A 26,082-nucleotide genomic window follows, 5' to 3' on the forward strand; every position below is an offset into this window, starting at 1 on the left:
CGCAAGGGTCAGGCGCGGGGGCGCCGTCGGGGTGTTGGGCGGGCACGTTCAGTCCGGGCGCAGCGCGGCAAGGGCGGCCTCGAAGGCCGGCGTGCCGCGTTCCGTCCGGGCGAGAATGCGCCCGCCGTCGAGGATGATCAGGTGGTCGGCGATCTCAGCCTCCCGCCGGATATGGGTGGCGATCACAAGGGTGCGTGCGCCCACATGGTCGGCGACGCGGGTCAGCACGTCCCTGCCGGTGGCCGCGTCGAGCCCCTCGGTGGGTTCGTCGAGCAGCCAGAGCGGAGCGGCGCGCAGCAGCAGCCGCGCCAGCGCCAGGCGCCGGCTCTCGCCGCCGGACAGGCCGAGCCCGCCTTCGCCCAGCAGGGTGTCGAGCCCGCGCGGCAGGGCGCGGATGGGGGCCGCGAGCCCCGCCGCCGCCAGCGCATCCCAGAGCCGCGCGTCCGTGGCATCGGGGGCGGCGAGGCGCAGATTGTCGCGCACGCTGTCCTGGAACAGTTCGGTGCGCTGGGTCAGCAGCGTGGCGGGGCAGGCTTCCAGCGTGCCGGCGGCCGGGGCCATCTCCCCGCTGAGCAGGGCCAGCAATGTGGATTTGCCTGCGCCGCTGGCACCGATGATCGCGAGGCGCGCGCCGCGCGGAATGTCGAGAGTGAGGTCGTGCACGGCGTCCCGCTGCGCACCCTCGTGGCGCGCCGAGACGCCATGAAGCCGCGCCGCATGGTCGGCGTGCGGAAGGCTGGGCCGGAGCGCCGGCGGCTGGGGCCGCAGGCGCGGCGCGATGCGGCGGGCGGCCAGCAGGGTGCGGCCGAGTTCCAGGGCGCCGCGCCTAAGGCCGGCGAAGGGTTCGGTGGCCGCCAAAGCCACCAGCAGGCCGAGCACCGCCACCGGCGTGCCGATCACCCCGTCCCGCGCCAGCAGGCCGACCGCGAGCAGCGTGCCCGCCAGCACCACCGTGCCGGCGAGGGCGAAGCCGGCGCCGACGGCGGTCTCGATCCAGTCCAGGGCGTCGTCCGCCTTGGCCGCGTCGGCATCGGCGCGGGCGATGGCGGCGCGCTGGCCGGCGAGGCGCCCGGCCAGGATCAGCTCGGTCTGGCCCGCCACGAGATCAATGGCGCGGGCGCGCAGCGCCTCCAGGGCATAAGCGCGGCGCCGGGCCGGCTGCCGGGCGGCGCGTGCGGCGAGGATCGGCAGGCCGAACCCGGTAAGGAGCAGCCCGCCCGCCACGGCGAGGCCAAGGCCGGCATGCAGGGTTCCGAGCGTGATCCCCGCGACCAGCGCCGCCGCCAGCATCGCCCCGGCCGGCACCAGGATGCGCAGATAGAGCGAATCCAGTGCGTCGATGTCGGCGGTGAGGCGGAACAGCAGCTTCGCCGGCCGCGCCAGCAGGCCGCGCGCCGCGCCCGGCTGGGCAAAGCCGCGGAACAACCGCTCACGCAGCACCGCGAGAATGGAGAGGGCGCCGTCATGGGTGGTCAGCCGCTCGCCATAGCGCGCGGCGGTCCGCGCCAAGGCGAGAAAGCGGATGGCGGCGGCCGGCGCGAATACGTCGAAGGCGAGCGCGGTCGCGGCGGAGAGGCCGGCGAATGCGGTCGCGGAAATGAACCAGCCAGACAAGCCCAGCAAGGCGATGCCCGCGAGCACCGTGGTGGCGGCGAGCGCCAGGCCCGCCATCAGCATGGCGCGTCGGGTGGTGAAGAATAAGGCCAGGACGGTGCCGAGATCGCCCATGCGGGAGGCCGGCGCGGGGGTGTCCGCGGGGTGCGGAAGGGTGCGGCGGGTCATGGGCGCGGCTCCAGGATCATCGCACCGTCCAGGAGGATCGTGCGGTCCAAGACGATCGTGCGGTCCATGCGGGCGATCAGCGCGGGATCGTGGGTGGCGAGGATCAGCGTGCGTCCCTCGGCCAGCCGCAGCAGGCCGTCGGTGACATCGCGGGCCGTCGCGGCATCGAGATGGGCGGTGGGTTCGTCGGCGAGGATCAGCGACGCGTGCGGGTTCGCCGCCGCGCGGGCAAGGGCGAGGCGCAGCGCTTCGCCGCCGGAGAGGCCCGACCCGCCTTCGCCGATCTGCCCGGCATGGTCGCTGGCGACGCGCTCCAGTGCTGCGAAGGCGAGGGCGTGCCCGACCTCGGCGGCGCCGATGCCCGCACGCCCGAGCGCGATGTTGGCGCGCAGCGAGCCGGCGAAGAAATGCGGCGTCTGGCCGATCCAGGCCATGCGGCGGCGCAGCTCCGCCGCCGTCTCGGCGCCCAGGGGAATGTCGGCTATGGCGATTTCGCCGGCTTCCGGCGGCGCGAGGCCGGCAATCAGCGCCAGCAATGTGGACTTGCCCGCGCCGCTGGCGCCGATGAGGGCGACCCGCTCGCCCGGCGCCACCGCGAAGCTGAAATCCTGGAGAATGGGGGTCTCGCCACCGGCATGGCGGAAGCACAGGCCGGTTCCGCGCACCGCAGGCGGAGGGCAGGGGGCGGCGGCGGGCGGATTTGCCGGAGCGGTGTCGGCGACGGCCGCGTCCGGCAGGGCAAGCCCCTGGTGCGCCAGGCGGTCGAGCGCCTCCAGCGCGGCTTCGCCCGCCGCCCGGTCGTGCCAGACCGCGGAAAGATCGCGCAGCGGCTGGAAGAAGGCCGGGGCGAGCAGCAGGATGAACAGGCCCTCGCCGAGCGAGAGCCGCCCGCCCCAAGCGCCGAAGTCGAGCGGGCCGAGGAAATGAAAGCCGATATAGACCGCCAACATGGCGACGCCGAGGGCCGAGAACAGTTCCAGCACCGCCGAGGAGAGGAAGGCGATGCGCAGCACCGCCATGGTGCGCGTCTTCACCGAAAGGGCATTGGCCAGCAGGCGTTGCGCCGTGAGGTCGACGGCGTCCAGCGCGCGGATGGTGGCAAGCCCGCGCAGGCGATCCAGCAGGAAGGCATTCATGCCGCCGGTCTCGATCATCTGGGCGGCGCTGGCTTCCTTGGCGCGCCAGCCCACCAGCGCCATGAACAGGGGGATGAGCGGCGCCGCGACCAGCAGCACCAAAGCGGCCACCCAGGACAGGGGCAGCACCACGCCGAGGATGGCGAGCGGCACGAGGGTTGCCCGCTGGCGGGCCGGCGTATAGCGCGCCAGATACGGCACCACCGCTTCGGCCTGCTCGGCGATGGCGCTCGCGGCGGCGCCCGAGGCGGGCCGGTTGCGATCCAGCGGCGAACGGGTGGACAGGGCCATGGCCGCGCGGGCCCGCATCTGCGACAGCGCCGCGCGGGCGGAACGGAAGGCGAGCCGGGAGCCGCAGGCCTCAAGCCCCGCGCGCGCCACCCCCAGCACCAGCACGAGCAGCGCGGCCCATGCCACCCGAGTCATATCCACGGGCGTTATGCCCACGGGCATTATGTCCAGGTGGTCCACGCCCGCGCCTGCGGCGATGGTTTGCACCGCATAGGCGAGGGCGGCGGCCTGCGGAAGCCACACCAGCGCGGCCGCGGTCTGCATCAGGCTGCCGCGCCGGATTCCCGGAGCAGGCGGCACCTTCGCCGGCCGGGAGCGGCCGGACGCGGCCGCGCGTTCCGGTGTCGCGGAGACCTGCCGCGCCGCGTCGCAGTCTCGTGCGGCGTCCCGCGCAACGGAGCCTTGTGTGCCGGATTCTTGGGCGTCGGATTCTTGGGCGTCGGATTCTTGCGTGTCAGGTGATTGTGCGCCCGCATCCCGTGCGCCCACTCCTTGCGGGGTCGGGTCGTCAGGCAGGGCGGGGCGCGCGGCTGGGACGGGGGCGAGGGCGATGTACATGGTCATCCCCCCGGCTTTTCCGTGCGCGGCCGCCGGGGCCGCCCGAGGGCCACCACCTTGTCGGTCGCTTCCAGCAGGCGGGTCACCTTGGCGCCCATGGCGAGCAAAGTCGCCAGCCGCGCGGTGTCCAGCCCCTTCACGTCCTCGTACCAATTGGTGAGCTGTTCGATGAGGGCGTGCATCTCGCCGAGCCGCGCCTGGGCGTGGCGCTCCTCCTCGGTGGCGGGCTCCTGCATCAGGAGTTCGCGCAGCACCGACAAGGTGGGGTCCACCTCGCGCTTCTTACGCTCCTCGGCCAGGGTTCGCAGAATCTGCCAGGTGTCGTCGGGGGTGACGAAGAAATCCCTGCGATCGCCGGGCAGGTGCTTGAGCACGACGAGATTCCAGGCCTGGAGTTCACGCAGGCTCATGGACACGTTGGACCGGGAGATGCCCAGCGCCTCGACGATCTCGTCGGCGCACAGCGGCCGGGGCGAGACGAACAGCAGGGCATAAATCTGGCCGACGGTGCGATTGATACCCCAGCGGCTGCCCATTTCACCGAAATGCAGCACGAAGGCCTGGACCATGGCGGGCAGCTTCATTTTGTTTCTCGGCAAACTGAATTTTCAGAAACTTCTGAAAATTGCATACTGCAACCCGCGAATGGCAGCAAGAGCCACGCTGCCGCCTGGGGTTCCAAGCCGGCATTTCGGACTGAAATCAGTGGTGCTCAATCCCGCCGGCATCCCGCAACAGGGGACCGACGCCGGCTTTATCCGCCGTTGGAAACCGGGCGTCCTTGATCCGTCGCAACTGGCTTTGAATGCGGACCCTCAGGTCGGCGCGCAATAGAGCCCGTAGAGGGTCTCCAGCACCGCGCGCACCTCGCGGCTGGCGAGCCTGTAATAAATCGTCTGGGCCTCGCGCCGGGTGGTCACGAGTCCTTGAAGGCGCATCTTGCCCAGATGCTGGGACAAGGCGGACTGGCTGAGCCCGGCCAGCATCGCAAGATCGCCCACCGATCGCTCGCCCTCCATCAAATGGCACAGCACCAGAAGCCGCTTGGCATTGGCCATGGAGGACAAAAGCGCAGCCGCTTCCTCCGCGCGCGTCTCAAGCACGGGAAGGGGCGGTTTTGAGGATGTGGCCGGCGACGGGACGATTGACATATTATAACATTCGAATATACGTATTAAATAACTTATATGAGGAGGCTGCCATGGTCAATGTCGGAACTTTCGATCGGGCCGTGCGTGCGCTCGCCGGCATCATATTGCTTGTTCTTCCCTTTGTGCCGGCGGGCGCCGGCGCGCTCGCGGGGATGGGCGCCTGGATCTGGATCCTGCCCGCGATCGGCGTGGTGCTTCTGCTCACGGCGCTGTTCCGCTTCTGCCCGGCCTACACCCTGCTCGGCATCCGGACTTGCGCGACCAAGTAAAGAGGCTGGACGACCATGACTCCCTTCACCACTCTCGCTTCGGCAGGATGCTGATCGGCGTGCCCGCCTTGCTGCTGCAGGTGCCTCATCAACGGCCTGTCGCTGTTTGATCCCGAGCTTTGATGGTGCACTCTTTTCAGGAATGGAAGGATGCGCCGTGGGCCAGGTTCTCCATGGATGCACCACGACGGCAGAGGCCGTCCGCCGGGCGATACAGCATAGTCAAGAAAGCCTGAGGGCACTGGCAAAGCGCTGCGGGATCAACCAGAAGACAGTCACCAAACGCAAGAAGCAGACCTCTTGCGCGGATCTTCCGATCGACCGGAAGGACGCCAGGTCGACGATCCTGTCCGTGGGGGAGGCGGCGATCGTCGTCGCCTTCCGCAAGCACACCCCGTGCCGCTCGACGACTGCCTACGCCCGAAAGGCGAGAAATTTCATCTGTATGTGGGCATCGACCGCACCTCGCAGTTCGCCTTTGCCCCGCTCGAACATCTAGCCGGCGAGCCGCTCGCGCTGGTAGGCGAGCAGGTCCAGTGAGGGCGCCGCGTCCCGGCCGCCGATCAGCGTGAGCAGGCAATGCACCTGCCCGCGATGGTGGGTCTGGTGGTTGAACACATGATCCAGCGCTTCGCTCAGAACCTGGGTGAACCGCCGGCCGGAACTGTTCGCATAGCTGAATTCGGCCGCAAGCCGCGCTTCATCCAGCCCGGCGATGAAGGCGTGGATGCGGGCATCCTCGGCGATCCGCGCCGCGCGCAGATCGGCCAGCGCCTCGTGGAGGATGGTATCCAGCGCCGGCTGCGGCCGGTCCGCCTGCGTGAAGCGATCGAGCCAGATGCGATCCGCCACCAGCAGGTGATTCAGCGTGCCGTGCACCGAACCGAAAAAGGCGCCACGGCCGGCGCGGAAATCCGCATCGTCGAGCCGGGCGGCGGCATCATACAGGCGCAGATTGGCCCAGGAATTATAGCCGGCGAATTCCAGATAGGGGCGCAGGGTCATGGCAGGCTCGCATCGCAGTCGGCGCCAGCCTCGGCCGGTCGCCCGGACATGAAACGGGCGCCCCGAGGGGCACCCGCAATCATCTCAAGCGGTCATTTTACGTGCACAGCTCAGCGCCGGAAGCCGCCGCCCCCGAAGCGCGCGCCGCCTCCGAAGCCGCCGCCGCCGAAGCGGTCCGCGCCGGCATTGATGCGCTGGTCGCTCCACTGGCGCGCCTGGCGCTCCTGGTCGAGACCGGCCGGCGCCGCATTATGGTCCACCGACTGCCAGCCGGAGGAGGTGGCCTTGTTCCAGCCGGTGTCCGAGTGCTGGTAGACGTTGCCGTCATGGTCGGCATAGACGTTGCCATTGTTCCAGCCCACCGTATTGCCGGTGCGCTGGTTGGTGGCGACGCCCTTGCTGTCCACGTCCACATGCCCGTCTTCGCGGCTGACCGAGGTGGTGGAGGCGTGGGCGGTGCCGGCAGTGGGATTGACGCCGGTGGATTCGCGCGTCGCTTCCTTGTTGCCGGTATAGGCATTGCCGGTCACCGACGCGCTCGATTGGCCGCGCGCCCCGGTGGCGGGGTTGTAGCGGGAATTGTCGCGGGCAGCGCCATAATTGCCGGTATACGGATTGAACGCCGCCGCCGAGCGGCCGGCGAAATCGGTGCCGCGGGCCGTGGTGCCGGACCAGGCGCGCGAGGACCAGCCAGTGCCGTTGGCGGTCACGCCCCAGGAATGGGCCACCACCGCATCGCCGCCCCAGCGGCCATACATGTTGGTATAGTTGAGATTGGAATAGCCCCAATGGCCGCCCCAGGGGCCGGCGCCCCAATAGGGCCCCCAATAGGGGTTCACGGCGGCGCCCCAGGCCCAGCCGGCGGCGAAGCCGAAGCCGAAGCCCACGGTGGCGCCGAGCGCGAAGCCGGCGCCATAGCCATAGGTCGCCGGGCAGCCATACCACCAGGTGGCCCCGGCATAGCCGGTGCAATAATAGCCGCTGCCATAGACCACGGTGCCGCCGGGCGCGACCATCACGCCCATATAGCCGGGGGTGTAGCCGACCACGACGGTCTCGGGCTGCACCGAATAGATCCGCACATAGGTCACATAATGCACGGGCGAGGAGACCGGGATCGTATAGATCACGTCCGGCACCGCGTCAGCGACCCGCCAGGGACCCGTGGGCGAGGCGGAGACGAACCACACGCCCTGCGAGACCATGTAGAAGCGGTTCGAGCTGACCTGGATCACCGGCAGCGGCGTGTTGACGGCATATTGCAGGCTGGTGCCGGTGATCGCCACGAATTGCGGCGCGCCCTGATAGGTGACGCTGCCGGCGGTGGAGCGCTTGACGGTCGCGGTCTGGGGAATGGTGGCGGCGATGGCCGCTTCCTTGGCCTGCGGCGTTCCCGCCACCGAAACCAGCACATTGGCCTTGGGATCATGGGGCGAGATCTTGGCGAAATCCGCCGGCAAGGCGTCGGAGGCGACGAAGGCCCAGGGTCCGCGCAGGTCGGTGGCGCGGAACCAGCGGCCCGAGATCAGTACATAATAGGCGTTGTTGGTGGGATCCATGAACACCGCATGGTCGGCATTGCTCATGGAGAGCAGGCCGGTGCCGGCGACCGGGAGCATCTGCGGCTGGCCGTTGGTCTGCACCAGCTCGGTCGGGGTTGCCGAGACATAGATCGCCGGGGGCGGGGTGATCGGCTTGCCGTCCTGCGCCAGCAGCGGGTCGGGCGCATTCTGCTTGGCGGCGATCTTGGCCGCGTTCTGGAGCGCGGTCGCGGGCTGGGGCGTCACCACCCAGGTGCTGTCGAGGCTGCTGGTCTCATACCAGGTGCCGGCAGCCTGGAGATGATAGGCGCCCTTCTCGTCGCGCAGCATCAAGGGCCGCGTGTTGATGACGCGCTGGAAGCCCTTCGCCCCGTCAACGGGCTTGAGGTCGGGATCGCCGGAGATCAGCACCAGCACGGTGAGCGTATCCGTGAAGACGATGTGCGGCGGGGTGTTCTCTACCGGCTGAGTCTTCAGAGCGGCGATCTTCTGGTTGACCGCATAGCTCGCCTGGAGACGGTCCAGCGCCACGGTGATGCCGTTCGGCGGCAGGCGCTTGGTGAGCGCTTCGCTGATGGAGGCCGCCTTTTCGGGCGCGGTGGGCACTTCCACCTTGGTGATGGCGATAGTGTCGAGATGGACCAGGCCCTCGGCCTTGTCGACCGTGGTGATGGCGGTGAAATCGGCGAAGCCATAGGTCGGCGCGCCATCCTTCGGGCCGATGGCGACGGCGGCGCGGCCGCCGATCTTGTTGCCGTCCCAGCTGTTGATCTGCGGCTGGTAGAGTTCGAGCCGGCTGTCGCCCACGTCGAAATCGCGCGGCCACGCGAGCCCCGCGCCCGGCGCCGGGGTCTGCTGCTGGGCCGGCGGCTGCTGCCCGTACGCGAAGGGCGCTGCGAGCATGGACGCGATGGTCAGCGCGGTGATCGCGCTGGTGCCCTTAAGCCGCACTTTCAGCATTAGCGTTTCCTCTTCCCTCATTGCCCGCCCTATGGCGAAGACCTAGCATTTCCGATTGCTTTCGTCAGCCGCGCCACGCGATGCGCGTAAGCTTGACGGGAGTGTAAAAACGGCTCGCTAATAAGGTGCGTCGCCAGGTCTCAGGCGATGGTGCGGGGATGCGGCTGCATCCGGGCAGGGAGAAGACAACGTGAAGAAATACGTTGCGGAATGTCTTGGCACGGCAACGCTCGTGCTGTTCGGCTGCGGCGCCGCCGTGCTGACGGGCGTAGGGGGCGGCCATCTGGGAATCCTGCCGATCGCCTTCGCGTTCGGCCTCGCCGTGACCTCCATGGCCTATGGCATCGGCCATGTGTCCGGCTGCCACATCAATCCCGCCGTCACGCTGGGCGTGTGGGCGGCCGGGCGGCTGCCCCTGTCGCAGGTGCCGAAATACATCCTCGCCCAGATCATCGGCGGCATTCTCGGCGCCGGGATCCTTTATCTGATCGTCTCGGAAAGGCTCTCCGGCTTCAATGTCGCCACCGAGGGCCTGGGGCAGAACGGCTGGGGCGAGGGCTATCTGGGCGGCTACGGGCTGGGCGCTGCGGTGATGGCCGAGCTGGTGGGAACCTTCGTCTTCCTCGTGGTCATCCTCGGCTCGACCTCGCGGGCCGGCATCACCCAGGCGGCGGGCCTCGCCATCGGCCTGTCGCTGGTGATGATCCACATCGTGTTCATCCCGGTGACCGGCGTGTCGGTCAATCCCGCGCGCAGCATCGGCCCGGCGCTGTTCGCCGGCGGCAAGGCGCTGGCGCAATTGTGGCTGTTCATCATCGTGCCGCCCATCGGCGCGATCCTGGCGGGATTGCTGTTCCGCTTCCGCGTGCTGGAAGACTGAGGCGCGCGCCGAGACGGGAGGGGGCGCTCCCCGCCCGCTTTGGTGCCCGCTTTCGCGCGCCTTTCGCCGTCCGCCTTGCACCCTTGCGGCAGCTCCGTGCGGCGCGCAGGGGTGCGGTGGGCGTCCACATGCCATGCACCGCCGCGCGGCGCCTGAGCCTTGCCACCCGCGCGGTTCGCGGCTAAGCCCGCAGAAAGCGTGAGGATAGAATGGCTCAGGACGGTCTCAATTATCGCGACGCCGGGGTCGACATCGATGCCGGGAACCGGCTCGTCGATCTCATCAAGCCGCTGGTGAAGGCGACCGCCCGGCCCGGCGCCGATGCCGATATCGGCGGCTTCGGCGGCCTGTTCGATCTCAAGCGCGCCGGTTTCCTCGATCCGCTGCTGGTCGCCACCACCGACGGCGTGGGCACCAAGCTGAAGATCGCCATCGAGACCGGCAAGCACGACACCATCGGCATCGACCTCGTCGCCATGTGCGTGAACGATCTGGTGGTTCAGGGCGCCGAGCCCTTGTTCTTCCTGGATTATTTCGCGACCGGCCACCTGACCCCGGATGTCGGCGCGCAGATCGTCGCCGGCGTCGCGCGCGCCTGCAAGGAGGCGGGATGCGCGCTCATCGGCGGGGAGACCGCCGAGATGCCGGGCATGTATTCGGAAGGCGACTACGACCTCGCCGGCTTCTCCGTGGGCGCGGTGGAGCGCTCCGCCGTGCTGCCCCGCCCCGATGTGGGGCCGAACGATGTGATTCTCGGCCTTGCCTCCTCCGGCATCCATTCCAACGGCTATTCGCTGGTGCGCCGGATCGTCGAGCGCGCGGGCCTCGCCTGGGACGTGGAGGCGCCATTCGCGCCCGGCGTGCATCTCGGCGTGGCCTTGCTGGAGCCCACCCGGCTCTATGTGCGCAGCGTGCTGGGTGTCATCCGCCAGACCCATGCGGTGAAGGCGCTCGCCCATATCACCGGCGGCGGCATCACCGAGAATCTGCCGCGCGTGCTGCCGCAGGGCATGATCGCGCGCATCGACCTTTCCAATCTCATCGTGCCGCCGGTGTTCCGCTGGCTCGCCCAGGCGGGCGGGGTGGCGCCGGAGGAAATGCTCCGCGCGTTCAATTGCGGGGTCGGCATGGCGGTGGTGGTGGCGGCCGAGGACGCGGAGCGGGTCGCCGACGCGTTCGCCGACATGGGCGAAAGCGTGATCCGCCTCGGCGTCATCGAGCCCGGCGAAGGGGCTGCCCACGTGGTCTATGACGGCACGCTGGGGCTGGATGCGCCGGGGCGTGGTGCACCGGAGGCTGGCGCCTGATGCACAAGAAGCGCGTCGCCATCCTGATTTCCGGCCGGGGCTCCAACATGGCGGCCCTGGTGAAGGCCGCCGAGGCGCCCGATTTCCCGGCCGAGATCGCCCTCGTCGTCTCCAACCGGGCGGATGCGGCGGGCCTTCAATTCGCCGAGGAAGCCGGCATCCGCACCATGGTGCTGAGCCATCGCGATTTTTCCGACCGGATCGCCTTCGATGCCGCGCTCGATGCCCATCTGCGGATCGAGGGCATCGAGATCATCTGCCTTGCCGGCTTCATGCGCATTCTCACCCCCTGGCTGGTGGAGCGCTGGCGCGACCGCATGATCAATGTGCATCCCTCGCTGCTGCCGAGCTTCAAGGGCCTCGACACCCATGCCCGCGCGCTGGAGGCCGGCGTGCGCTTCCACGGCTGCACGGTCCATCTGGTGCGGCCCGAGATGGACGACGGGCCGATCGTGCTCCAGGCGGTGGTGCCGGTGCGGCCCGACGATACGCCCGACACCTTGGCGGAGCGCGTGCTGACGCAGGAGCACATCATCTATCCGCGCGGGCTGGCGCTTTTGGCCGGCGGGCGGATCCAGGTGAAGGACGAGCGCGCCCTCATTTCCGGCGCGCGCACCCCCCTCGACGTGCTGATCGCGCCGCGGGTGTAACGCAGCCTGGCCGGCGGCGCGGTCCGGCGGCGCCTCGGCCTTTTTCGTGATGTGACCCGCCGCGAAGGAACAGGTGGGCATGACCTCCTCGCCGTCGAAGCCGGGCGCCGCGCGCCATCCCCTGGTGCTCGCAACCCTGATGACCGCGGCGGCGGGCTATGTGGACGCCGTCGGCTATGCCCAGGCGGGCGGGCTCTATCTCTCCTTCATGAGCGGCAATACCACCCGCCTCGGCACCGCGCTCGCGGCGCTGAACCTGCATGTGCTCCTCGGCACGGCCATGGTGATCTGCGCGTTCGTGATCGGCGCGGTGGCGGGCACGCTGGTGGTGGAAGCGCCGGTGCGCCGGCCGATGCTGGCGGTGCTCGGGGTTGAAATCGCTCTGCTGTGCGGCGCGCTGGCTTTGGTGGCGGCGGGCAGCCTGATGCCGCCGCTGTTCCTGATCTCCATCGCCATGGGCATGCAGAATTCCGCGCACCAGGTGGTGCTGGGTGCGGATGTGGGCAAGAGCTTCGTGACCGGGGCCCTGTTCAGCTTCGGCCAATCCCTGGTTGCGGCGGCCAAGGGCCGCGTGCGGCCGATGGAATGCGCGATCTACGGCCTCTCCTGGCTCACCTTCATCGCCGGCGTGGCGCTGGGCGCCCTCACCGTCACCGCCTTCGGCCTGTTCTTCGCCTTGCTGATCCTGGTGGGGGCGCTGGGGGTGGCGATGATGGGGATTTGGATGGGGTGGGTTTAGGGGGGGGCTTTCTGCGGGTTCTTTGTGGGCGGATCTGCGGTTTGGGGCGAATTTTGGCGAGAATCTTCGTGCACTTTTGTGCGCTGTCTAAGTATTTCCAACTGCAATTATCTAAATTTCACTTAAGAATTGCGTGCTTGCCACGTTTCCAAAATAAAAATTGCCATTGTATGTGCGGCGTGAACAGCAAGCCGAGCGTGCCGTCCATCTATCTTGTATAGTTTCGCAACATGTCCGTGTGCGGACCCCTCGTGAGTCCGGAGGGCGCCAATGCCATCCGTAATGCTATAAAGGCCTGTCAGAATGCGTTTCAAATCATCGTCAGCCACTGACGCGGGTGACAAGCCTAGGTGTTTCGCAACTTCGGTCCAGAGAGGGGAGAGAGTTTGCTTATTGGGTAGCGTCCCAACCTCACTTTGTAGATAATGCTTGCAAACTGCCTCCAAAATAGCGCTCGCAGCTGTTATGGCGGCGGGGGGGTCAATTGAGATTCTGTCGTAGGCTCGCTTGTACTCGGCTTCGACGGCCGATAATCCGTCTGCATTTAATAGCTCCGCAAGTGACTTAGACGGCCCCGTCAGCTCAGCGCCGACGACATAACCGCCACGTTGGTACGTCAGCCCCTCTTTCGCCAAGGCGCTTTTGATCTGCTCACGCGGATCGCCTTCCGCTATATACGATTCCAGTCTGAAGGAGCTTGGCTCGACATCCATGAGATCGGAAATTAGTGAGCCTAAAAGTGCAACCGAATTTTTCGTCTCGTTATTTGCGATCTTAAGCCAGGTTAGGCATTTGTGAGTTTTATTGCCTACAGGAGGGCTTCCAGGAAATCCTGCTTTCATGAACATAGCATCCAACTCGCTGTGAGTATAATGCTTGTCGAGAATTGGTGCGAGAAGGCCGATTATCGACTGTGGAATAAGAGGCATCGGTTGATGTATCCGCATCGACTAATTTGGAGATTTTAAGGTTTTATTTTTTGGCGGTGACCACATTCTTCGTCGACGCAACCGGCAGTCATCCGGTTCCCACGGAGGCTTGGGTATGGCGCGCTACCATTCACCAATGATTTACCTCTCTGGAACCACCGGCATGATCTAAAATGATTTTACGACGATATTTTCTGATTCGCTCGTGGAATTTGACGGGTACGACTGTAAATGCGCGACCGTCCACTAATTCAATGGCGTGACTCTACTGCACATCCTCGCTAATTTTCTAATACATCTTCCATCTGAGTTGTTCCGAGCGGAGCGTTGATAAATGGGCACTCAGCCCACTCAGCCCCCCTCACACCTTCCCCACCCCCACCCGATTATCATGAAACGCCGCCCCGCCCACCGGGGCCACCGGGTCGGCGCTGGTGAGGGTGTTGATGCCGCGGCCGCCCGCATGCGCGTCGTTGGGGTGGATCTGCTCGGCCACCACCACGCCGCGCCGCACGCCGTCGAACAGGCGGGCGGTGAGCCGCACGCGGCCGCGCGGGTTGGAAACCTCCACGCTGTCGTCGGTTGAAATGCCGAGCGCGGCGGCATCGGCGGGGTGGAGCAGCAGGGTCGGCCCGCCCTCCTTCTTCGCCGAGGTCGCCGTCTCGTTGAAGGTGGAATTCAGGAAATTGCGCGCCGGCGCGGTCACGAGGCGGAACGGGTGCTCCGCCGTCGCCTCCTCGATCACCGCCCAATGGTCGGGAAATTCCGGCATCTCGGCGATGCCGAATTTCTCCGGCGCGGCGAACGGCACCTTGTCCCAGCGCGGCTTCAGGCGGAACCGCCCGTCGCGATGGCCGAAGCCCTTGAGAAAATGGGCGGTTTCGAAATCCGGCTGCACATCGGTGAAGCGCGCGGCCTCCAGCTCCTCCAGCGTGCCGCGCTCGGACGCGCGCAAGGTCCAGTCCACCAGCTCCCGGTCGCTCATCTCGAAGCCTGGATGCCGCGCGCCCACGCGCGGGGCGAGCGCGCACAGCAAGGCGTGGTTGGAGCGGCATTCGCCGGGTGGCTCCACCAGCTTCGGGCCCAACTGAATGTGCTGGTGCCCGCCGCTGAGATAGAGATCGTCATGCTCGGTGAACATGGTGGCGGGGAAGACGATATCCGCCTGCCGCGCGGTCTCGGTCAGGAATTGCTCGTGCACCGCGACGAACAGATCCTCGCGCGCGAACCCGCGCTTCACCGCCTCCTGGTCCGGCGCGACGCTCAGGGGATTGGTGCTCTGGATCAGCAGCGCGTGCACCTGAGGGCCGTCATGCAGCGCCGCGCGGTCGCCGGTGAGGATGGCGCCGATGCGGGACTGGTCGAGTTCGCGGGTCGTGGGATCGAGCACGTCCAGCCCCTCGATCAGCGTCTTCTTCAGCCGGTAGATGCCGGAATTGGAATGAAACGCGCCGCCGCCCTCATGCTGCCAGGCGCCGGACACCACGGGAATGCAGGAGGCGGCATGCATGTTCACCGCGCCATTGCGGCTGCGCGACATGCCATAGCCGAGGCGGAAATAGCTTTTCGGCGTCGCCCCCACCAGCGCCGCGAACGCCTCGATCTCCTCCACGCTCAGGCCGGTGATGGCGGCCGCCCAGGCGGGCGTGCGGGTTTTGAGATGGGCTTCCAGCTCTTCCGCATCATTGGCATAGCGCGCGAGATAGGCGCGGTCGGCAAGGTTATCGCGGAACAGCACGTGCATCACTGCGCAGGCGAGCGCGCCGTCGGTGCCGGGGCGGATCAAGAGAGGAATGTCCGCCTGCTCCATGGTGGGGGTGCGATAGACATCCACCACCGCGATCTTGGCGCCGCGCTCCTTGCGCGCGCGGATGGCGTGGGTCATCACATTCACCTGCGTCGCCACCGCATTGGTGCCCCAGATGACGATGAGATCCGCCGCGCGGCTGATCTCGCGCGGATCGGCGCCCGCGAGCCGCCCGGTGCCGGCCATATAGCCGCTCCAGGCTGGGTTCACGCAGATGGAGGAGAAGAAGCGCGAATAGCCCTTGGCATGGGTCAGGCGGTTGATGCCGTCGCGCATCACCATCCCCATGGTGCCGGCATAATAATAAGGCCACACGCTCTGCGCGCCATGGGTGTGCTCGGCGGCCAGCAAAGCGTCGGCGGTGCGGTCCAGCGCCTCGTCCCAGGAGATGGGGACGAACTGGGTGGAGCCCTTGGGGCCGGTACGCCTCAGCGGCGTCATCAGCCGGTCGGGATGGTGGGCGCGCTCGGCATAGCGGGCGACCTTCGCGCAGATCACGCCGGCGGTATAGGAATTGTCCGCCGCCCCGCGCACCCGGCCGATCCGGTTGTCCGCCAGCACTTCCACTTCCAGCGCGCAGGTGGAGGGGCAATCGTGCGGGCAGACCGAAGCGCGCATCCCGGTGGCGCGCATCGGGGCGGCGCGGTCTTGCGGCGCGGGCACGGCCTGCGGGCGGACATGATCATTCATGGGCGAAGCAACTCCTCCGCCTCCTTATAGCCGCTCCAGCCAAGCGTATCGAGCCGGCGCGGCATCGTGGGGCGCCAAACGAAATCGCCCCCGGCGGGGCGGCCGGGGGCGAAAGGCGTGGGGCGATGGCGCCGCGCATCACGCGGCGGGTTTAAGTCAGGCGATGCGCGTCAGGTGGCGCGCATCAGGTGGCGTGGGCCTTTTCCTTGCCGCGCCCGCGCAGCAGCAAGCCGAGCGCCACCACCAGGGCCGCGCCGACGGCGCTGGCGAGATAATGCGGCAGATCGGCGGGCTTGAGCCCGTTGGGCGCCTCGGAATCCGGCTTCACCCATTCGGGATTGACGCTCTGCATATATTGCAGGGACATCACGTCGCCGACCACCATTTCCCCGGCGATCCAGCCGAGCAGCGCCGCACCCGCCCACACCAGAACCGGCATGCGGGTGAGGATCGCCATCACCAATTGCGAGCCGGCGATGATCAGCGGAATGGTGAGCAGCAGGCCGAAGATGAACAATTCGGGATGGCCGCGCGAGGCGGCGGCGATCGCCACCACATTGTCGAGGCTCATGACCGCATCGGCGATAGCGATGGTGCGCACCGCCTTCCACAGGCTGTCGGAGGCGGCGACCTCGTGCGCCTCGCCCTCATTGTCGGTGACGAGCTTCACCGCGATCCAGATCAGCAGCAGGCCGCCGGCGACCTTCAGCAGCGGAATGCCGAGCACGTAGGAGACGGCGAGGGCGAAGATGATGCGCAGGCCGACCGCCGCGCCGGCGCCGAGCAATATGCCCCACCGGCGCTGGCCGGGCGGAAGCGAGCGGCACGCGAGCGCGATCACCACCGCATTGTCGCCCGACAGCAGCAGGTCGATCCAGATGATCTGAAGAAGCGAGACCCAAAAGGTCGGGTTGGAGAAATCCATGCGACAGCCCTTCTGTCTTGATCGGATGCGCTATCGCGCGATCCGCGAAATCGGTCGGAGCGCGCCGTATTTTGTGACGTTACGGCAGGTATGGGGCGCAAAAAAGGGGGCGGATGCCCCCTTCGTCGCCGGTCGGCAAGGCTCAGTTGTGCGATGCCTGCTGCTTGGCGTGGCGCACGCGGCCAATGACCCATGCGATCGCGACCACCAGCACGGCGCCCGCGGCGGCGGCGGGCAGGTGCCAGCTTTCGCTGACATCGTGGCCGCCGATGCGATCCATGATTGCGACGTCGCTGAGCAGCATCTCGCCGGCAACCCAGCCCAGCAAAGCGGCGCCGAACCACACCAGGAGCGGGAAACGGTCGAGCAGCGCCATCACCAGCGAACTGCCGGCGACGATCAGCGGGATGGAGATGGCGAGGCCGAGGATCAGCAAAGTCCAATTACCGTCCGCCACGGCGGCGACGGCCACCACATTGTCGAGGCTCATGACGATATCGGCGATCGCGACCGTGCCGACCGCTTTCCAGAGATTGTCGCTGGCGGCAACCGCATCCTCGGTGTCCTCATTGGGGAGGGCGAGGTCGACGGCGATATACATGAGGGCCAGCGAGCCGACCACCTTCAGCCAGGGCAGCGCGAGCAGGGTGGCGACGATGCCGGTGAAGATGATGCGCAGGCCGACAGCGACGCCGGCGCCCATGACGATGCCCCAGCGGCGGGCCTTCTCCGGCAAGGAGCGGCAGGCCATGGCGATCACCACGGCATTGTCGCCGGACAACAGGATATTAATCCAAATGATCTGCAGCAGCGCGAGCCACAGCACCGGAGAGTCTAGCGACATCGTAACCCCACCCCATCCTGGATTCAGCGTTCCCTGCGGGTATGCTGCGTCTGGTGCGCCGTATTATGCATTCCCTAAAGGGAGGCTAATGGAGACGCGCAGGGTCCACAACCAAAACCGGACGCCGCGCCGCGCAAAAAGCATTGTGCGCCGCGGCGTCCGTAGAGGAAACGCCTCAGCCGACGATTTCGTTGCCGGAGAAGAACTGGGCGATCTCGATGGCGGCATTCTCGGCGCTGTCGGAGCCGTGCACGGAATTCGCCTCGATGGATTCGGCGAACAGCTTGCGCAGGGTGCCTTCCGCCGCATTGGCGGGGTTGGTGGCGCCCATGACTTCGCGATACTTGAGAACCGCATTGTCGGCCTGGAGCACCTGCACGACCACCGGGCCGGAGGTCATGAAGGCCACCAGCTCGCCGAAGAACGGACGTTCGCGGTGGACGCCGTAGAAGGTTTCGGCCTGTTCGCGCGTGAGCTGGATGCGCTTCTGGGCGACGATGCGCAGACCCGCAGTCTCGATCACGGCGTTGACCGCACCGGTAATGTTGCGACGCGTCGCGTCGGGCTTGATGATCGAGAAAGTGCGCTCGATCGCCATGGTGACCGTCCTGTCGTTATGAATGAAAATGGCTCCGCGACTGCCGCGGACCGGCGGGCTTTAGCAGCGATGCCGCTCTGCGGCAAGGGAAGGGGCTGCGATGCCGACGCAAACGGCCGGCGCGATCCCACTCGGGGACCGGCCGGCCGGATGGCGCGCAGGGGATCTCGGCGCCGGCGCGCGGTGCGGGGCGCCGGCGTGCGGCGATCAGCCCGCGGTGGCGCGGGTTCCGCGCACCTCATGGCTGGCACTGCGGATGGCGTGCGATGCCCGTGCGTGCTGCTGATGCAGCACCACAGGGGCGGCCATCGGGGCGGCCACCGGCGCATGTCTCATCTCATAATCGCGCTCGTTCACCGCATATTGGTCTCGGTTTTCCTGGGACACGTATTCATCCGCCCAAGCCGCGCTGGCGAGACCCGTCACGCTCATCGCTGCGCCGAGGCTGAAAGCAAGAATCTTTGTATTCATGGCAAAGCTCCACGCCGCCCAGCGATGGAAAAGGGATATTGCGCTGCGATATCTGAAGCAAATCTCGATTTCGTGAGTCCTGTGCAAAGTAAAAAATTAAATTTATTCCATTTACGAAACGTCATTTCTCGGGAATGTGTCGTTACCTAGCGGAGTCGTCTGGTCGCATTCGCGCTTCAATTGCGCAGGATTTCCGCGATGGCGCGGTCCGTGACCGCTTCGATGGAAAAGCGGATCGGGCTTGCGAGCACGCGCGGCCAGAACAGCGGCTCCTTGATGGCGCCCAGGAATTGCGCGGCGGCAAGGGAGGTATCGAGCCCCGCCGGCAGTTTTCCGGCATCGCGCAGCATCTCCAGATAAGCGGTGAGCTTGCGCAGCGTGGGTTCCTTGCCGGTGCGCGCGAAGGCCTCCGACAGTTCGGGAAAGCGCGGTGCCTCGGCGATGATCAGGCGCAGGATGGGAATGACGTCCGGCTGGTCCCAATGCACGCACATGCGCGCGACGAACTCGCGCAGCACGAAGCGCGGGTCCTCCTCGGCCGTGTCCGGCAGGTCCGGGCCGCGGATGAAATGCGCCCAGACCTCGGCGATGACCGCGCCGAACAGCTCCGCCTTGCTGGGATAGTGCTGATACAGCGTGCGCTTGGAGGCGGGCGCGGCGGCGGCGACGGCATCCATGCTGGTGTTGCCATAGCCGCGTTCGAGAAACAGGCGCCGCGCGGCGGCGCGGATGCGCCGGCCGGTGCCGCGCGGATCGCGCGCCGCGAGCTTCGTGTCGGGCGCGTCGCGGGCCTGCGGTGTGCGGGCATCCTGGGGCGCGTCGCCTGGTTGCGTCGCGGAGCTTGCAGTCGCGCCGAGGGGAGCAGGGGGCGGTTTGCCGGAGTTCATGATTGACAATGTAAACTAAACGGTGTAGTTTACATATGGTGATTGAGAGCGCGCCCCGCCAGACCCGTGTCTGCGGCCGGCCTCTCGCAGCCCCGACGCCGCGTCCTCTCCCGGCACGCCCGCGCCGCTTTTCTTCTGTCCATCGACCACTCTCTCGTCCGCGAGGTCTTTCATGAACCGCCGCTTTCTAGGCCGTTCCGGCCTGTCCGTGTCCGCCATCGGCCTCGGCTGCATGGGCATGTCCGAATTCTATGGCACCAGCAATGATGCGCAATCGCTCGAAACCCTCGACGCCGCATTCGAACTTGGCGTGACCTTCTTCGACACCGCCGACATGTACGGTGTCGGGCATAATGAGCGCCTTCTGGGCCAATTTTTGAAGGGCAAGCGCGAAAAGGTCGTGCTGGCCACCAAATTCGGCCATATGCGCGGTCCCAATGGCGAGCGGCTCGGCGTCAACGGCAAGCCGGATTATGTCCGCGCCGCCTGCGATGCCAGCCTCGCCCGCCTCGGCACTGATGTGATCGACCTCTATTATCTCCACCGGGTCGATCCCGCGACCCCCATCGAGGACACGGTCGGCGCCATGAAGGGGCTGGTGGAAGCCGGCAAGGTGCGCTTCATCGGCCTCTCCGAATGTTCGGTTTCGACCCTGAAGCGCGCGTCACTGGTTCACCCCATCACCGCCGTGCAGAGCGAATATTCCCTGTGGAGCCGCGAGCCCGAGGACGGCATGCTCGAGGTCTGCCGCGACCTCGGCACCGCCTTCGTCGCCTACAGCCCCCTCGGCCGCGCCTTCCTCACCGGCACGGTGGCGACCGGCGCGCTGGAGGCGGGCGACTTCCGCAATCACAATCCGCGCTTCCAGGGCGAGGCGGCGGCGCAGAACGGGCGTCTCGTCGCGGCCCTGGCGCAGATCGCCACCGGTCTCGGCATCACCTCCGCCCAGCTGGCGCTGGCCTGGATCCTCAACAAGCAGGACAATGTGGTGCCGATCCCCGGCACCCGCCGCGTCAAATATCTCAAGGAGAATATCGCGGCCACCGAAGTGGTGCTCTCGCCCGCGCAGATCGCCGAGCTGGACGCCCTGTTCGCGCCCGAGGCGATCGCCGGCACGCGCTATCCGGAAGCGGCCATGGCGGGCCTCAATCTGTGATGCAAACGGGCGGGCCGCGGCCCGCCCAGCTCCTCAGGCATGGCGCTGCACGAACACCCGGCTTTCGAAATCGAACACCAGCACGCCGTCCTGGTTGGTGCCGGTGTTGTAGGCAATCAGCATGCCCCAGTCCGGCCGGCTCTTGGGCAGGATCTTTTCCCGCGCCTCGGTGGCATAGGTGATGACGTCGCCGGCATAGACCGGCTTCAGCCAGCGCAGATCCTTGAAACCGGGCGAGGGGCCGGTGACCGGCACCGCAATGCCCTTGGCCACGCGCTCGGCGGCGGTGCGCTGCTGGTAGGCAACGAAATATTTCATCCAGGTGGCGGCGGTGTGCCAGCCGGAGGCGCACAGGGCGCCGAAAATGCTGCGCTTGGCCGCCTCGTCGTCGGTATGGAAGGGCTGCGGATCGTATTTGCGGGCGAACGCCACGATCTCGTCGCGGGTGAAGGTGTGGGTGCCGAGGATTTCGCGGTCGCCCACCTGGATCTCGTCGAAAAAGTTCATGCGAGGCGCGCTCCCGGATTGCGGCGGCTGAACAGGACCACGCATTCCTGTTCCAGCGCCACGCTGCCCGCCGGCTTCAGCAGTTCCAGCTTCAAGGTCACCAGCCCGAGCTCGGGGCGCGACTTGGAACTGCGGCTCTGGAGCACCGTGCGGCGCAAGGTGACGACGTCGCCGGGAAAGATCGGCTCGCGCCATTTGGTCTCGGTCACGCCCGGCGAGCCCTGGCCGGCGGCGCGCAGCAGGAAGCCGTCGCACATCAGCCGCATCATGATGGCGCAGGTGTGCCAGCCGGAGGCGGCAAGCCCGCCCAGCATGGACGCCTTGCCCGCCGCCGCATCGAGATGCATGGGCTGGGCGTCGAACTCGCTGGCGAAGGCGATGATCTCGTCTTCGGTGACTTCGTAGGAGCCGAAGGTCTTCACCTCCCCCTCGACGAAGTCCTCCCAAAAGATGTCGGGCATCCCACCTCCTCCTGCTGTTTTTCCAGATGAGAGGGGAGGCGCGGGGCGCGGTCAAGCCACACTGCGGTCAAGCCACGCTTGCGCCATCCTCTCTGAGCCGCACGCTAGTTGGCGAAGCGGAAGTGCAGCACGTCGCCGTCCTGCACCACATATTCCTTGCCTTCCAGCCGCAGCCGTCCGGCATCGCGCGCGCCGGATTCGCCTTTGTATTGGACATAGTCCCCATAGGCGATGGTTTCCGAGCGAATGAAGCCCTTCTCGAAATCGGAATGGATCACGCCCGCCGCCGCAGGCGCCTTGGTGCCCCTGGTGATGGTCCAGGCGCGTGCTTCCTTCGGACCCACGGTGAAATAGGTCACGAGGTGCAGCAAATCGTAGCCGGCGCGGATCACGCGGTTGAGGCCGGGTTCGTCGAGGCCGATGGCGTCGAGATAATCCTTCTGGTCCTCCGCGGGCAGCACGGCGATTTCGCTCTCGATCTTGGCCGAGACCACCACCGCCTTGGCGCCCTCTTCGGCCGCGCGCTTGAACACTTCGGCGGAGAGCGCATTGCCCTCCAGCGCGGAGGCCTCCTCGACATTGCAGACATAGAGCACGGGCTTTGCCGTCATCAGGCCGAGCATGCCGAACGCCTGCTCCTCCTCGGGCTTGCGCTCCACCAGGCGCGCCGGCTTGCCCTCGCGCAGCAGCACCAGGGCGCGGTTCATCAGGTCAAGGATTTCCTTGGCCTCTTTGTCGGCGCCGTTCTTGGTCTTCTTCTCCAGCGCGGCGGCGCGCTTTTCCAGGCTTTCGAGATCGGCCAGCATCAGCTCGGTCTCGATGGTCTCGATATCGTCCACGGGGGCGATCTTGCCTTCCACATGGGTGACGTCGCCATCCTCGAAGCAGCGCACCACATGGGCGATGGCGTCGCACTCGCGGATATTGGCCAGGAACTGGTTGCCGAGCCCCTCGCCCTTGGAGGCGCCGCGCACCAGGCCGGCGATGTCCACGAAGGTGAGGCGGGTGGGGATGATCTGGCCCGAGCCGGCGATGGAGGCCAGGGTATCGAGGCGCGGATCGGGCACCGCCACTTCACCCACATTGGGCTCGATGGTGCAGAAGGGATAATTGGCCGCCTGCGCCGCGGCGGTCTGGGTGAGCGCGTTGAAGAGAGTCGACTTGCCCACGTTCGGCAGGCCGACGATGCCGCATTTGAAGCCCATAGCTCAGCGATCTTTCAGCGAAGAGAAGACGGTCTCGATGTCCGTCGTGAAGGGATTGATCACGGTGGTGCGCTCGATGGCGAGGCCGTCTTGCAGGTCCTCGCTCAGCAGCAGCCGGCAATCCGCAAGGAGCGCGGATGCAATCATCAGGCAGTCCCACCATTCGAACTTGAAGCGATCCTCGATGTGGAAGGCCCGCCCCATCAGCTCGCTGGGCGAGGCGGAGTGGCAGGCCGGCATCAGATCGCCGAGGAAGTCCCGTATGGCATGGCGCGGCACGAAGGGAAACCGGTCGATGGCCGCCGCATAGAACTCGCTCGCCACCTGGGGCGTGATCACCAGCTCGCCGTGGCGGCGGATGGAGCGCAGGCTATGCCTCGTCAGCGCCCGCTTGCGCGCGTCGCTGCGGTCCTGGAGATAGATCAGCATCCGCGCGTCCACGAAGCATCGCAGGCTCATGGCTGTCCTCACGCATCGGGGGTGGGGGTCCCTCCGGGTCCCAGCCGGGGCCGGAGAGCCAGCGGTCGAACGGGGCAAGCGGATCGGAATGGCCGCCGAGCGCCCGGCTCAGGCGGTCGGCGATGAATTTGGACAGGCTCTTGCCCTCGCGCGCGGCGGCCAGGCGCACCTGGACCGTCAGCTCGTCGGACAAGGTGATGGTGATGTTCTTCATGGGCGGCCCCCGCATGCGCCGGCCGGCATGGCGCCCCACAGTGCGGTCAGGCGCGGGGATCGCCAATGGTTTTCTTGTCGCCGAAGCCTTGGGCATCCAGGAACAGGTGCGCCCGGTTCTGGAATTCCTCGGGCTTTCCGGCGACCAGCTGTTCGGCGAAGTCCGCGCATGCCCCGCACACCCCCTCGACCCACGGCTTCTCGCTCTTGGCGAAATCGCCCAGGACGTAAGGGTGCACCAGCGTCTTGTCGCCCGGATGACCGATGCCGAGCCGCACCCGCCAATACTCGTTGCCGCAATGTGCGGTAATCGAGCGCAGGCCGTTGTGGCCGGCGTTTCCGCCGCCCTTCTTGGTGCGGATCTTGGCCGGTGGCAGGTCGAGTTCGTCGTGAAACACGAAAACCCGCTCCAGCGGGATCTTGTAGAAGCGCATGGCTTCGGCGACCGCGCGGCCGCTTTCGTTCATGAAGGTCTCGGGCAGCAAGGCGAGCACCTTCTCGCCGGCGATCTCGCCCTCGGCCACCGCACCTTGAAAGCGGCGGCGCCAGGGGGAAAGCCGATGGCGGCGGGCCAGGGCCTCCACCGCCATGAAGCCGATATTATGCCGGTTGCCGACATATTTCGGGCCGGGATTGCCGAGGCCTGCGAACAGGATCACGGTTCAACTCCGGCCCGAGAGGACGATCAGGACTTGGAGGAGGTCGCGGCGGCGGAGGCGGCGGCGGCAGCCGCGTCGTCCGCTTGCGCGTCCTTCAGGCCCGACGGCGCCACGACGGTGGCCAGGGTGTCGTCGCCCGTGAGCGCCGAGACCACGCCTTCCGGCAGGGTGATCGACGACAGATGCAGCGACGCGCCGAGCTGAACGCCCGTCATGTCGACCGAAACGTGGTCGGGGATGGATTCGGCCGGGCAATCCAGCTCCACCGCATGGTGGACGATGTTGAGCGTGCCGCCTGCCTTCAGGCCGGGAGAGGCTTCCTGCTTCACAAAGTGCACCGGCACTTCCACCGTGACGCGCGCACCGGCGGACACCCGCAGGAAGTCCACGTGCAGCGGCAGATCCTTCACCGGATCGAGCTGGTAGTCGCGGGGAATGACGCGGTGCTTCTTGCCGTCCACTTCGATGAGGAAGAGGGTGGTCAGGAAGTGGCCGGCGTAGATGGTCCGGGTGATCTCCTTGTGTTCCAGGGAGATGGTGATCGGATCCTGCTTCTCGCCGTAGATCACGGCGGGCACGCGTCCGGCGCGGCGCTCTTCACGGGCGGCCCCCTTGCCGGCCCGTTCGCGCGCCACAGCCTTCAATTCTTTGATGGCGGTCATGGCACTTCATCCTAATGTAGACTGGTTCCAGAAAGGCCAACGGCCGCTCGCGCGGCCGTCCGGCTTTCGCCTGGGCACGCCTCCAGGGGGGCGCATGCCGAAACGAAGGCGGGCTTATAGCCGCGTTGGCCCGCAAACGCAATAAAGACGGGCACGGGAGGGGAAAATGGGGCAGCGCAGGGCGTATGTGGGTCTTCTGGCGGCGGTCTGCCTCTGGGCAGGCGGCGCGGCGGCATGGGCGCAGGGCGCGCCGGCGTCGCCTACCCCGCCGCCGGGGAGCGGGGAGCGCATCGTCGAATGGGATATTCCGCAGATCAGCACTTTGCCGGACGATGAATTCGGCCGGCTGGTGCGGTTCGGCCGCTCGGTGCTGGAGGCGACCTATGCCCATGTGGGCCCCGCCGTCGCCGATCCGGCCATGCGCTTTGCCGGCAACAATCTGGCCTGCGGGAATTGCCATCTCAATGACGGGCGCAAGAAGTTAGGCCTGCCGTTGGTGGCGGCCGATGCCGATTATCCCACCTATTCCGCCCGCACCGCCCGCGACCTCACCCTCGCCGACCGGGTGAACCAGTGCATGATCCGCTCCATGAACGGGCGTCCCATGCCGGCGGATGCGCGGCCCATGCAGGCCTTGCTGGCCTATCTCGCGGTGCTTTCCGCCAATATTCCCGACGATGCGAAGGTTTCGGGCGCCGGTGCCGGGCAGATGCCGGAGCTGGATCGCGCCGCCGATCCGGTGCGCGGCGCCGGCATTTTCCGCGCCCAATGCGCCGATTGCCACGGCGTCGAAGGGCAGGGCGTGCGGCGCAATCCGGTGGACGCGGCGCTCGGCTATGGCGTGCCGCCGCTCTGGGGGCCGGACAGCTTCAATGACGGCGCGGGTATGAGTCGGCTCATGACCTTGGCCAATTTCGCCCACAACAACATGCCCAACGGCACCGATTGGCTCATGCCGTTGCTGAGCCCGGAGGATGCCTGGGACGTGGCGGCGTTCGTCGAATCCCAATCCCGCCCGGCGCTGGCCGGCCTGGAGCGCGACTTTCCGGACCTGCTGCGAAAGCCGATCGACGCGCCATACGGGCCTTATGCGGACGGCTTTTCCGCCGCCCAGCACAAATACGGCCCCTATGGACCGATCCGGGCGGAGATCGCCCGGCTGAAGGCGGAAAAGGGCAGCGTGCCCAATCCCAACCTCAAATAGCTCATTTGGGCAGAGGCTCGGCGGAGCAGCTCTTCAGCGGGCTGCCCTTGAACCAGTCGCCGCACTTGTCGCAGCCGGCGACGCCGAGGCCGAAGCCCACCACGAGGGCGATCTGAAGAAAACGGCGCATGTCGCG

Annotated in this window: 29 protein-coding genes and 1 pseudogene; 9 read left to right on the forward strand and 21 right to left on the reverse strand. The window is 67.0% G+C overall.

Translation table 11 applies throughout. The features are described 5' to 3' along the window. Positions 1 to 48: 48 nt before the first annotated feature. The 3 genes from cydC to V5G24_RS01220 all read right to left on the reverse strand — a co-directional run bounded on the left by cydC (position 49) and on the right by V5G24_RS01220 (position 4,351). On the reverse strand, positions 49 to 1,782 hold the full coding sequence (gene cydC / locus V5G24_RS01210) for a thiol reductant ABC exporter subunit CydC (protein WP_394078767.1): 1,734 nt from the start codon (positions 1,780 to 1,782) through the stop codon (positions 49 to 51). After that, positions 1,779 to 3,698, reverse strand: coding sequence for a thiol reductant ABC exporter subunit CydD (cydD, locus tag V5G24_RS01215; RefSeq protein WP_394080307.1), 1,920 nt, complete (start codon positions 3,696 to 3,698; stop codon positions 1,779 to 1,781). Before cydD ends, cydC begins: the two co-directional genes overlap by 4 nt. A 71-nt stretch (positions 3,699 to 3,769) precedes the next feature. Then, positions 3,770 to 4,351 carry a GbsR/MarR family transcriptional regulator gene (locus V5G24_RS01220; protein WP_394078769.1) on the reverse strand — a complete coding sequence of 194 codons (582 nt, stop codon included), beginning with the start codon at positions 4,349 to 4,351 and terminating at the stop codon, positions 3,770 to 3,772. On the opposite strand from V5G24_RS01220, the gene V5G24_RS01225 reads away from it, so the two are divergent. Further along, positions 4,335 to 4,601 (forward strand): hypothetical protein, encoded by a 267-nt coding sequence (locus V5G24_RS01225; RefSeq protein ID WP_394078771.1) that lies wholly within the window; start codon positions 4,335 to 4,337, stop codon positions 4,599 to 4,601. The two genes, V5G24_RS01220 and V5G24_RS01225, sit on opposite strands and share 17 nt — an antisense overlap. Here V5G24_RS01225 and V5G24_RS01230 read toward each other — a convergent pair. Beyond that, positions 4,583 to 4,918: an ArsR/SmtB family transcription factor gene (locus V5G24_RS01230; RefSeq protein ID WP_394078773.1), complete on the reverse strand. Its 336-nt coding sequence runs from the start codon at positions 4,916 to 4,918 to the stop codon at positions 4,583 to 4,585. The genes V5G24_RS01225 and V5G24_RS01230 overlap by 19 nt on opposite strands. 50 nt (positions 4,919 to 4,968) lie before the next feature. Here V5G24_RS01230 and V5G24_RS01235 point away from each other — a divergent pair, with 50 nt between their 5' ends. Together V5G24_RS01235 and V5G24_RS01240 are read left to right on the forward strand one after the other, a co-directional pair. Beyond that, positions 4,969 to 5,187 carry a YgaP family membrane protein gene (locus V5G24_RS01235; protein WP_394078775.1) on the forward strand — a complete coding sequence of 73 codons (219 nt, stop codon included), beginning with the start codon at positions 4,969 to 4,971 and terminating at the stop codon, positions 5,185 to 5,187. A gap of 157 nt (positions 5,188 to 5,344) precedes the next feature. Then, positions 5,345 to 5,703 (forward strand): annotated as a pseudogene (locus V5G24_RS01240) (IS481 family transposase); the annotation flags it as partial. Here the strand turns inward: V5G24_RS01240 and V5G24_RS01245 are convergent. Together V5G24_RS01245 and V5G24_RS01250 are read right to left on the reverse strand one after the other, a co-directional pair. After that, on the reverse strand, positions 5,683 to 6,192 hold the full coding sequence (locus V5G24_RS01245) for a DinB family protein (RefSeq protein ID WP_394078777.1): 510 nt from the start codon (positions 6,190 to 6,192) through the stop codon (positions 5,683 to 5,685). The pseudogene V5G24_RS01240 and the gene V5G24_RS01245 sit on opposite strands and share 21 nt — an antisense overlap. A gap of 110 nt (positions 6,193 to 6,302) precedes the next feature. Then, entirely contained in the window at positions 6,303 to 8,693 is a 2,391-nt protein-coding gene (locus tag V5G24_RS01250; protein WP_394078779.1) for a carbohydrate-binding family V/XII, read from the reverse strand. A 190-nt stretch (positions 8,694 to 8,883) separates the two neighbouring features. Here V5G24_RS01250 and V5G24_RS01255 point away from each other — a divergent pair, with 190 nt between their 5' ends. From V5G24_RS01255 to V5G24_RS01270, 4 genes are all read left to right on the forward strand, one after another. Next, positions 8,884 to 9,573, forward strand: coding sequence for an MIP family channel protein (locus V5G24_RS01255; protein ID WP_394078781.1), 690 nt, complete (start codon positions 8,884 to 8,886; stop codon positions 9,571 to 9,573). Positions 9,574 to 9,782: 209 nt separating this feature from the next. Then, on the forward strand, positions 9,783 to 10,880 hold the full coding sequence (gene purM / locus V5G24_RS01260; RefSeq protein WP_394078783.1) for a phosphoribosylformylglycinamidine cyclo-ligase: 1,098 nt from the start codon (positions 9,783 to 9,785) through the stop codon (positions 10,878 to 10,880). After that, the gene (gene purN / locus V5G24_RS01265) at positions 10,880 to 11,530 is read left to right on the forward strand and encodes a phosphoribosylglycinamide formyltransferase (protein ID WP_394078786.1); all 651 of its coding nucleotides are present in this window, start codon (positions 10,880 to 10,882) and stop codon (positions 11,528 to 11,530) included. The genes purM and purN overlap by 1 nt, the downstream gene beginning before the upstream one ends. A 79-nt stretch (positions 11,531 to 11,609) precedes the next feature. Beyond that, a complete protein-coding gene (locus V5G24_RS01270; RefSeq protein WP_394078788.1) occupies positions 11,610 to 12,269 on the forward strand; it encodes a YoaK family protein in 660 nt (219 codons plus the stop codon). A 122-nt stretch (positions 12,270 to 12,391) separates the two neighbouring features. On the opposite strand, the gene V5G24_RS01275 is transcribed toward V5G24_RS01270, so the two are convergent. The 7 genes from V5G24_RS01275 to V5G24_RS01305 all read right to left on the reverse strand — a co-directional run bounded on the left by V5G24_RS01275 (position 12,392) and on the right by V5G24_RS01305 (position 19,420). Beyond that, the gene (locus V5G24_RS01275; RefSeq protein ID WP_394078790.1) at positions 12,392 to 13,111 is read right to left on the reverse strand and encodes an abortive infection family protein; all 720 of its coding nucleotides are present in this window, start codon (positions 13,109 to 13,111) and stop codon (positions 12,392 to 12,394) included. Positions 13,112 to 13,559: 448 nt separating this feature from the next. Continuing rightward, positions 13,560 to 15,695: a molybdopterin-containing oxidoreductase family protein gene (locus V5G24_RS01280; RefSeq protein WP_394078792.1), complete on the reverse strand. Its 2,136-nt coding sequence runs from the start codon at positions 15,693 to 15,695 to the stop codon at positions 13,560 to 13,562. A 184-nt stretch (positions 15,696 to 15,879) separates the two neighbouring features. After that, a complete protein-coding gene (locus tag V5G24_RS01285; protein WP_394078794.1) occupies positions 15,880 to 16,620 on the reverse strand; it encodes a TerC family protein in 741 nt (246 codons plus the stop codon). A gap of 142 nt (positions 16,621 to 16,762) precedes the next feature. Further along, positions 16,763 to 17,464: a TerC family protein gene (locus tag V5G24_RS01290; protein WP_394078796.1), complete on the reverse strand. Its 702-nt coding sequence runs from the start codon at positions 17,462 to 17,464 to the stop codon at positions 16,763 to 16,765. Positions 17,465 to 17,639: 175 nt separating this feature from the next. Beyond that, complete coding sequence (gene ndk, locus V5G24_RS01295) at positions 17,640 to 18,062, reverse strand: nucleoside-diphosphate kinase (RefSeq protein ID WP_394078798.1); 423 nt, start codon at positions 18,060 to 18,062, stop codon at positions 17,640 to 17,642. A gap of 207 nt (positions 18,063 to 18,269) precedes the next feature. Further along, positions 18,270 to 18,533 carry a hypothetical protein gene (locus tag V5G24_RS01300; RefSeq protein WP_394078800.1) on the reverse strand — a complete coding sequence of 88 codons (264 nt, stop codon included), beginning with the start codon at positions 18,531 to 18,533 and terminating at the stop codon, positions 18,270 to 18,272. Between the two features lie 176 nt (positions 18,534 to 18,709). Beyond that, entirely contained in the window at positions 18,710 to 19,420 is a 711-nt protein-coding gene (locus V5G24_RS01305) for a TetR/AcrR family transcriptional regulator (RefSeq protein ID WP_394078802.1), read from the reverse strand. A 172-nt stretch (positions 19,421 to 19,592) separates the two neighbouring features. Here V5G24_RS01305 and V5G24_RS01310 point away from each other — a divergent pair, with 172 nt between their 5' ends. Beyond that, complete coding sequence (locus tag V5G24_RS01310; protein ID WP_394078804.1) at positions 19,593 to 20,576, forward strand: aldo/keto reductase; 984 nt, start codon at positions 19,593 to 19,595, stop codon at positions 20,574 to 20,576. A gap of 33 nt (positions 20,577 to 20,609) precedes the next feature. On the opposite strand, the gene V5G24_RS01315 is transcribed toward V5G24_RS01310, so the two are convergent. The 7 genes from V5G24_RS01315 to V5G24_RS01345 all read right to left on the reverse strand — a co-directional run bounded on the left by V5G24_RS01315 (position 20,610) and on the right by V5G24_RS01345 (position 24,742). After that, positions 20,610 to 21,083 carry a MaoC family dehydratase gene (locus V5G24_RS01315; protein WP_394078806.1) on the reverse strand — a complete coding sequence of 158 codons (474 nt, stop codon included), beginning with the start codon at positions 21,081 to 21,083 and terminating at the stop codon, positions 20,610 to 20,612. Beyond that, a complete protein-coding gene (locus tag V5G24_RS01320; protein ID WP_394078808.1) occupies positions 21,080 to 21,544 on the reverse strand; it encodes a MaoC family dehydratase in 465 nt (154 codons plus the stop codon). Before V5G24_RS01320 ends, V5G24_RS01315 begins: the two co-directional genes overlap by 4 nt. 104 nt (positions 21,545 to 21,648) lie before the next feature. Continuing rightward, positions 21,649 to 22,749, reverse strand: coding sequence for a redox-regulated ATPase YchF (gene ychF / locus V5G24_RS01325; protein WP_394078810.1), 1,101 nt, complete (start codon positions 22,747 to 22,749; stop codon positions 21,649 to 21,651). 3 nt (positions 22,750 to 22,752) lie between these two features. Further along, positions 22,753 to 23,208, reverse strand: a complete 456-nt coding sequence (locus tag V5G24_RS01330; RefSeq protein ID WP_394078812.1) for a PIN domain-containing protein — start codon at positions 23,206 to 23,208, stop codon at positions 22,753 to 22,755. Then, positions 23,120 to 23,422: a hypothetical protein gene (locus tag V5G24_RS01335; RefSeq protein ID WP_394078814.1), complete on the reverse strand. Its 303-nt coding sequence runs from the start codon at positions 23,420 to 23,422 to the stop codon at positions 23,120 to 23,122. The genes V5G24_RS01330 and V5G24_RS01335 overlap by 89 nt, the downstream gene beginning before the upstream one ends. Before the next feature lie 46 nt (positions 23,423 to 23,468). Then, the gene (gene pth, locus V5G24_RS01340; protein WP_394078816.1) at positions 23,469 to 24,080 is read right to left on the reverse strand and encodes an aminoacyl-tRNA hydrolase; all 612 of its coding nucleotides are present in this window, start codon (positions 24,078 to 24,080) and stop codon (positions 23,469 to 23,471) included. Positions 24,081 to 24,106: 26 nt separating this feature from the next. Next, positions 24,107 to 24,742 (reverse strand): 50S ribosomal protein L25/general stress protein Ctc, encoded by a 636-nt coding sequence (locus tag V5G24_RS01345; RefSeq protein ID WP_394078818.1) that lies wholly within the window; start codon positions 24,740 to 24,742, stop codon positions 24,107 to 24,109. Between the two features lie 166 nt (positions 24,743 to 24,908). Here V5G24_RS01345 and V5G24_RS01350 point away from each other — a divergent pair, with 166 nt between their 5' ends. Beyond that, entirely contained in the window at positions 24,909 to 25,946 is a 1,038-nt protein-coding gene (locus tag V5G24_RS01350) for a c-type cytochrome (protein ID WP_394078820.1), read from the forward strand. Position 25,947: 1 nt separating this feature from the next. Here the strand turns inward: V5G24_RS01350 and V5G24_RS01355 are convergent, their stop codons facing one another. Beyond that, positions 25,948 to 26,076, reverse strand: coding sequence for a hypothetical protein (locus V5G24_RS01355; RefSeq protein WP_394078822.1), 129 nt, complete (start codon positions 26,074 to 26,076; stop codon positions 25,948 to 25,950). Positions 26,077 to 26,082: the final 6 nt, after the last annotated feature.

The sequence above is a fragment of the Roseixanthobacter finlandensis genome, assembly GCF_043195105.2.
GTDB lineage: Bacteria > Pseudomonadota > Alphaproteobacteria > Rhizobiales > Xanthobacteraceae > NCEH01.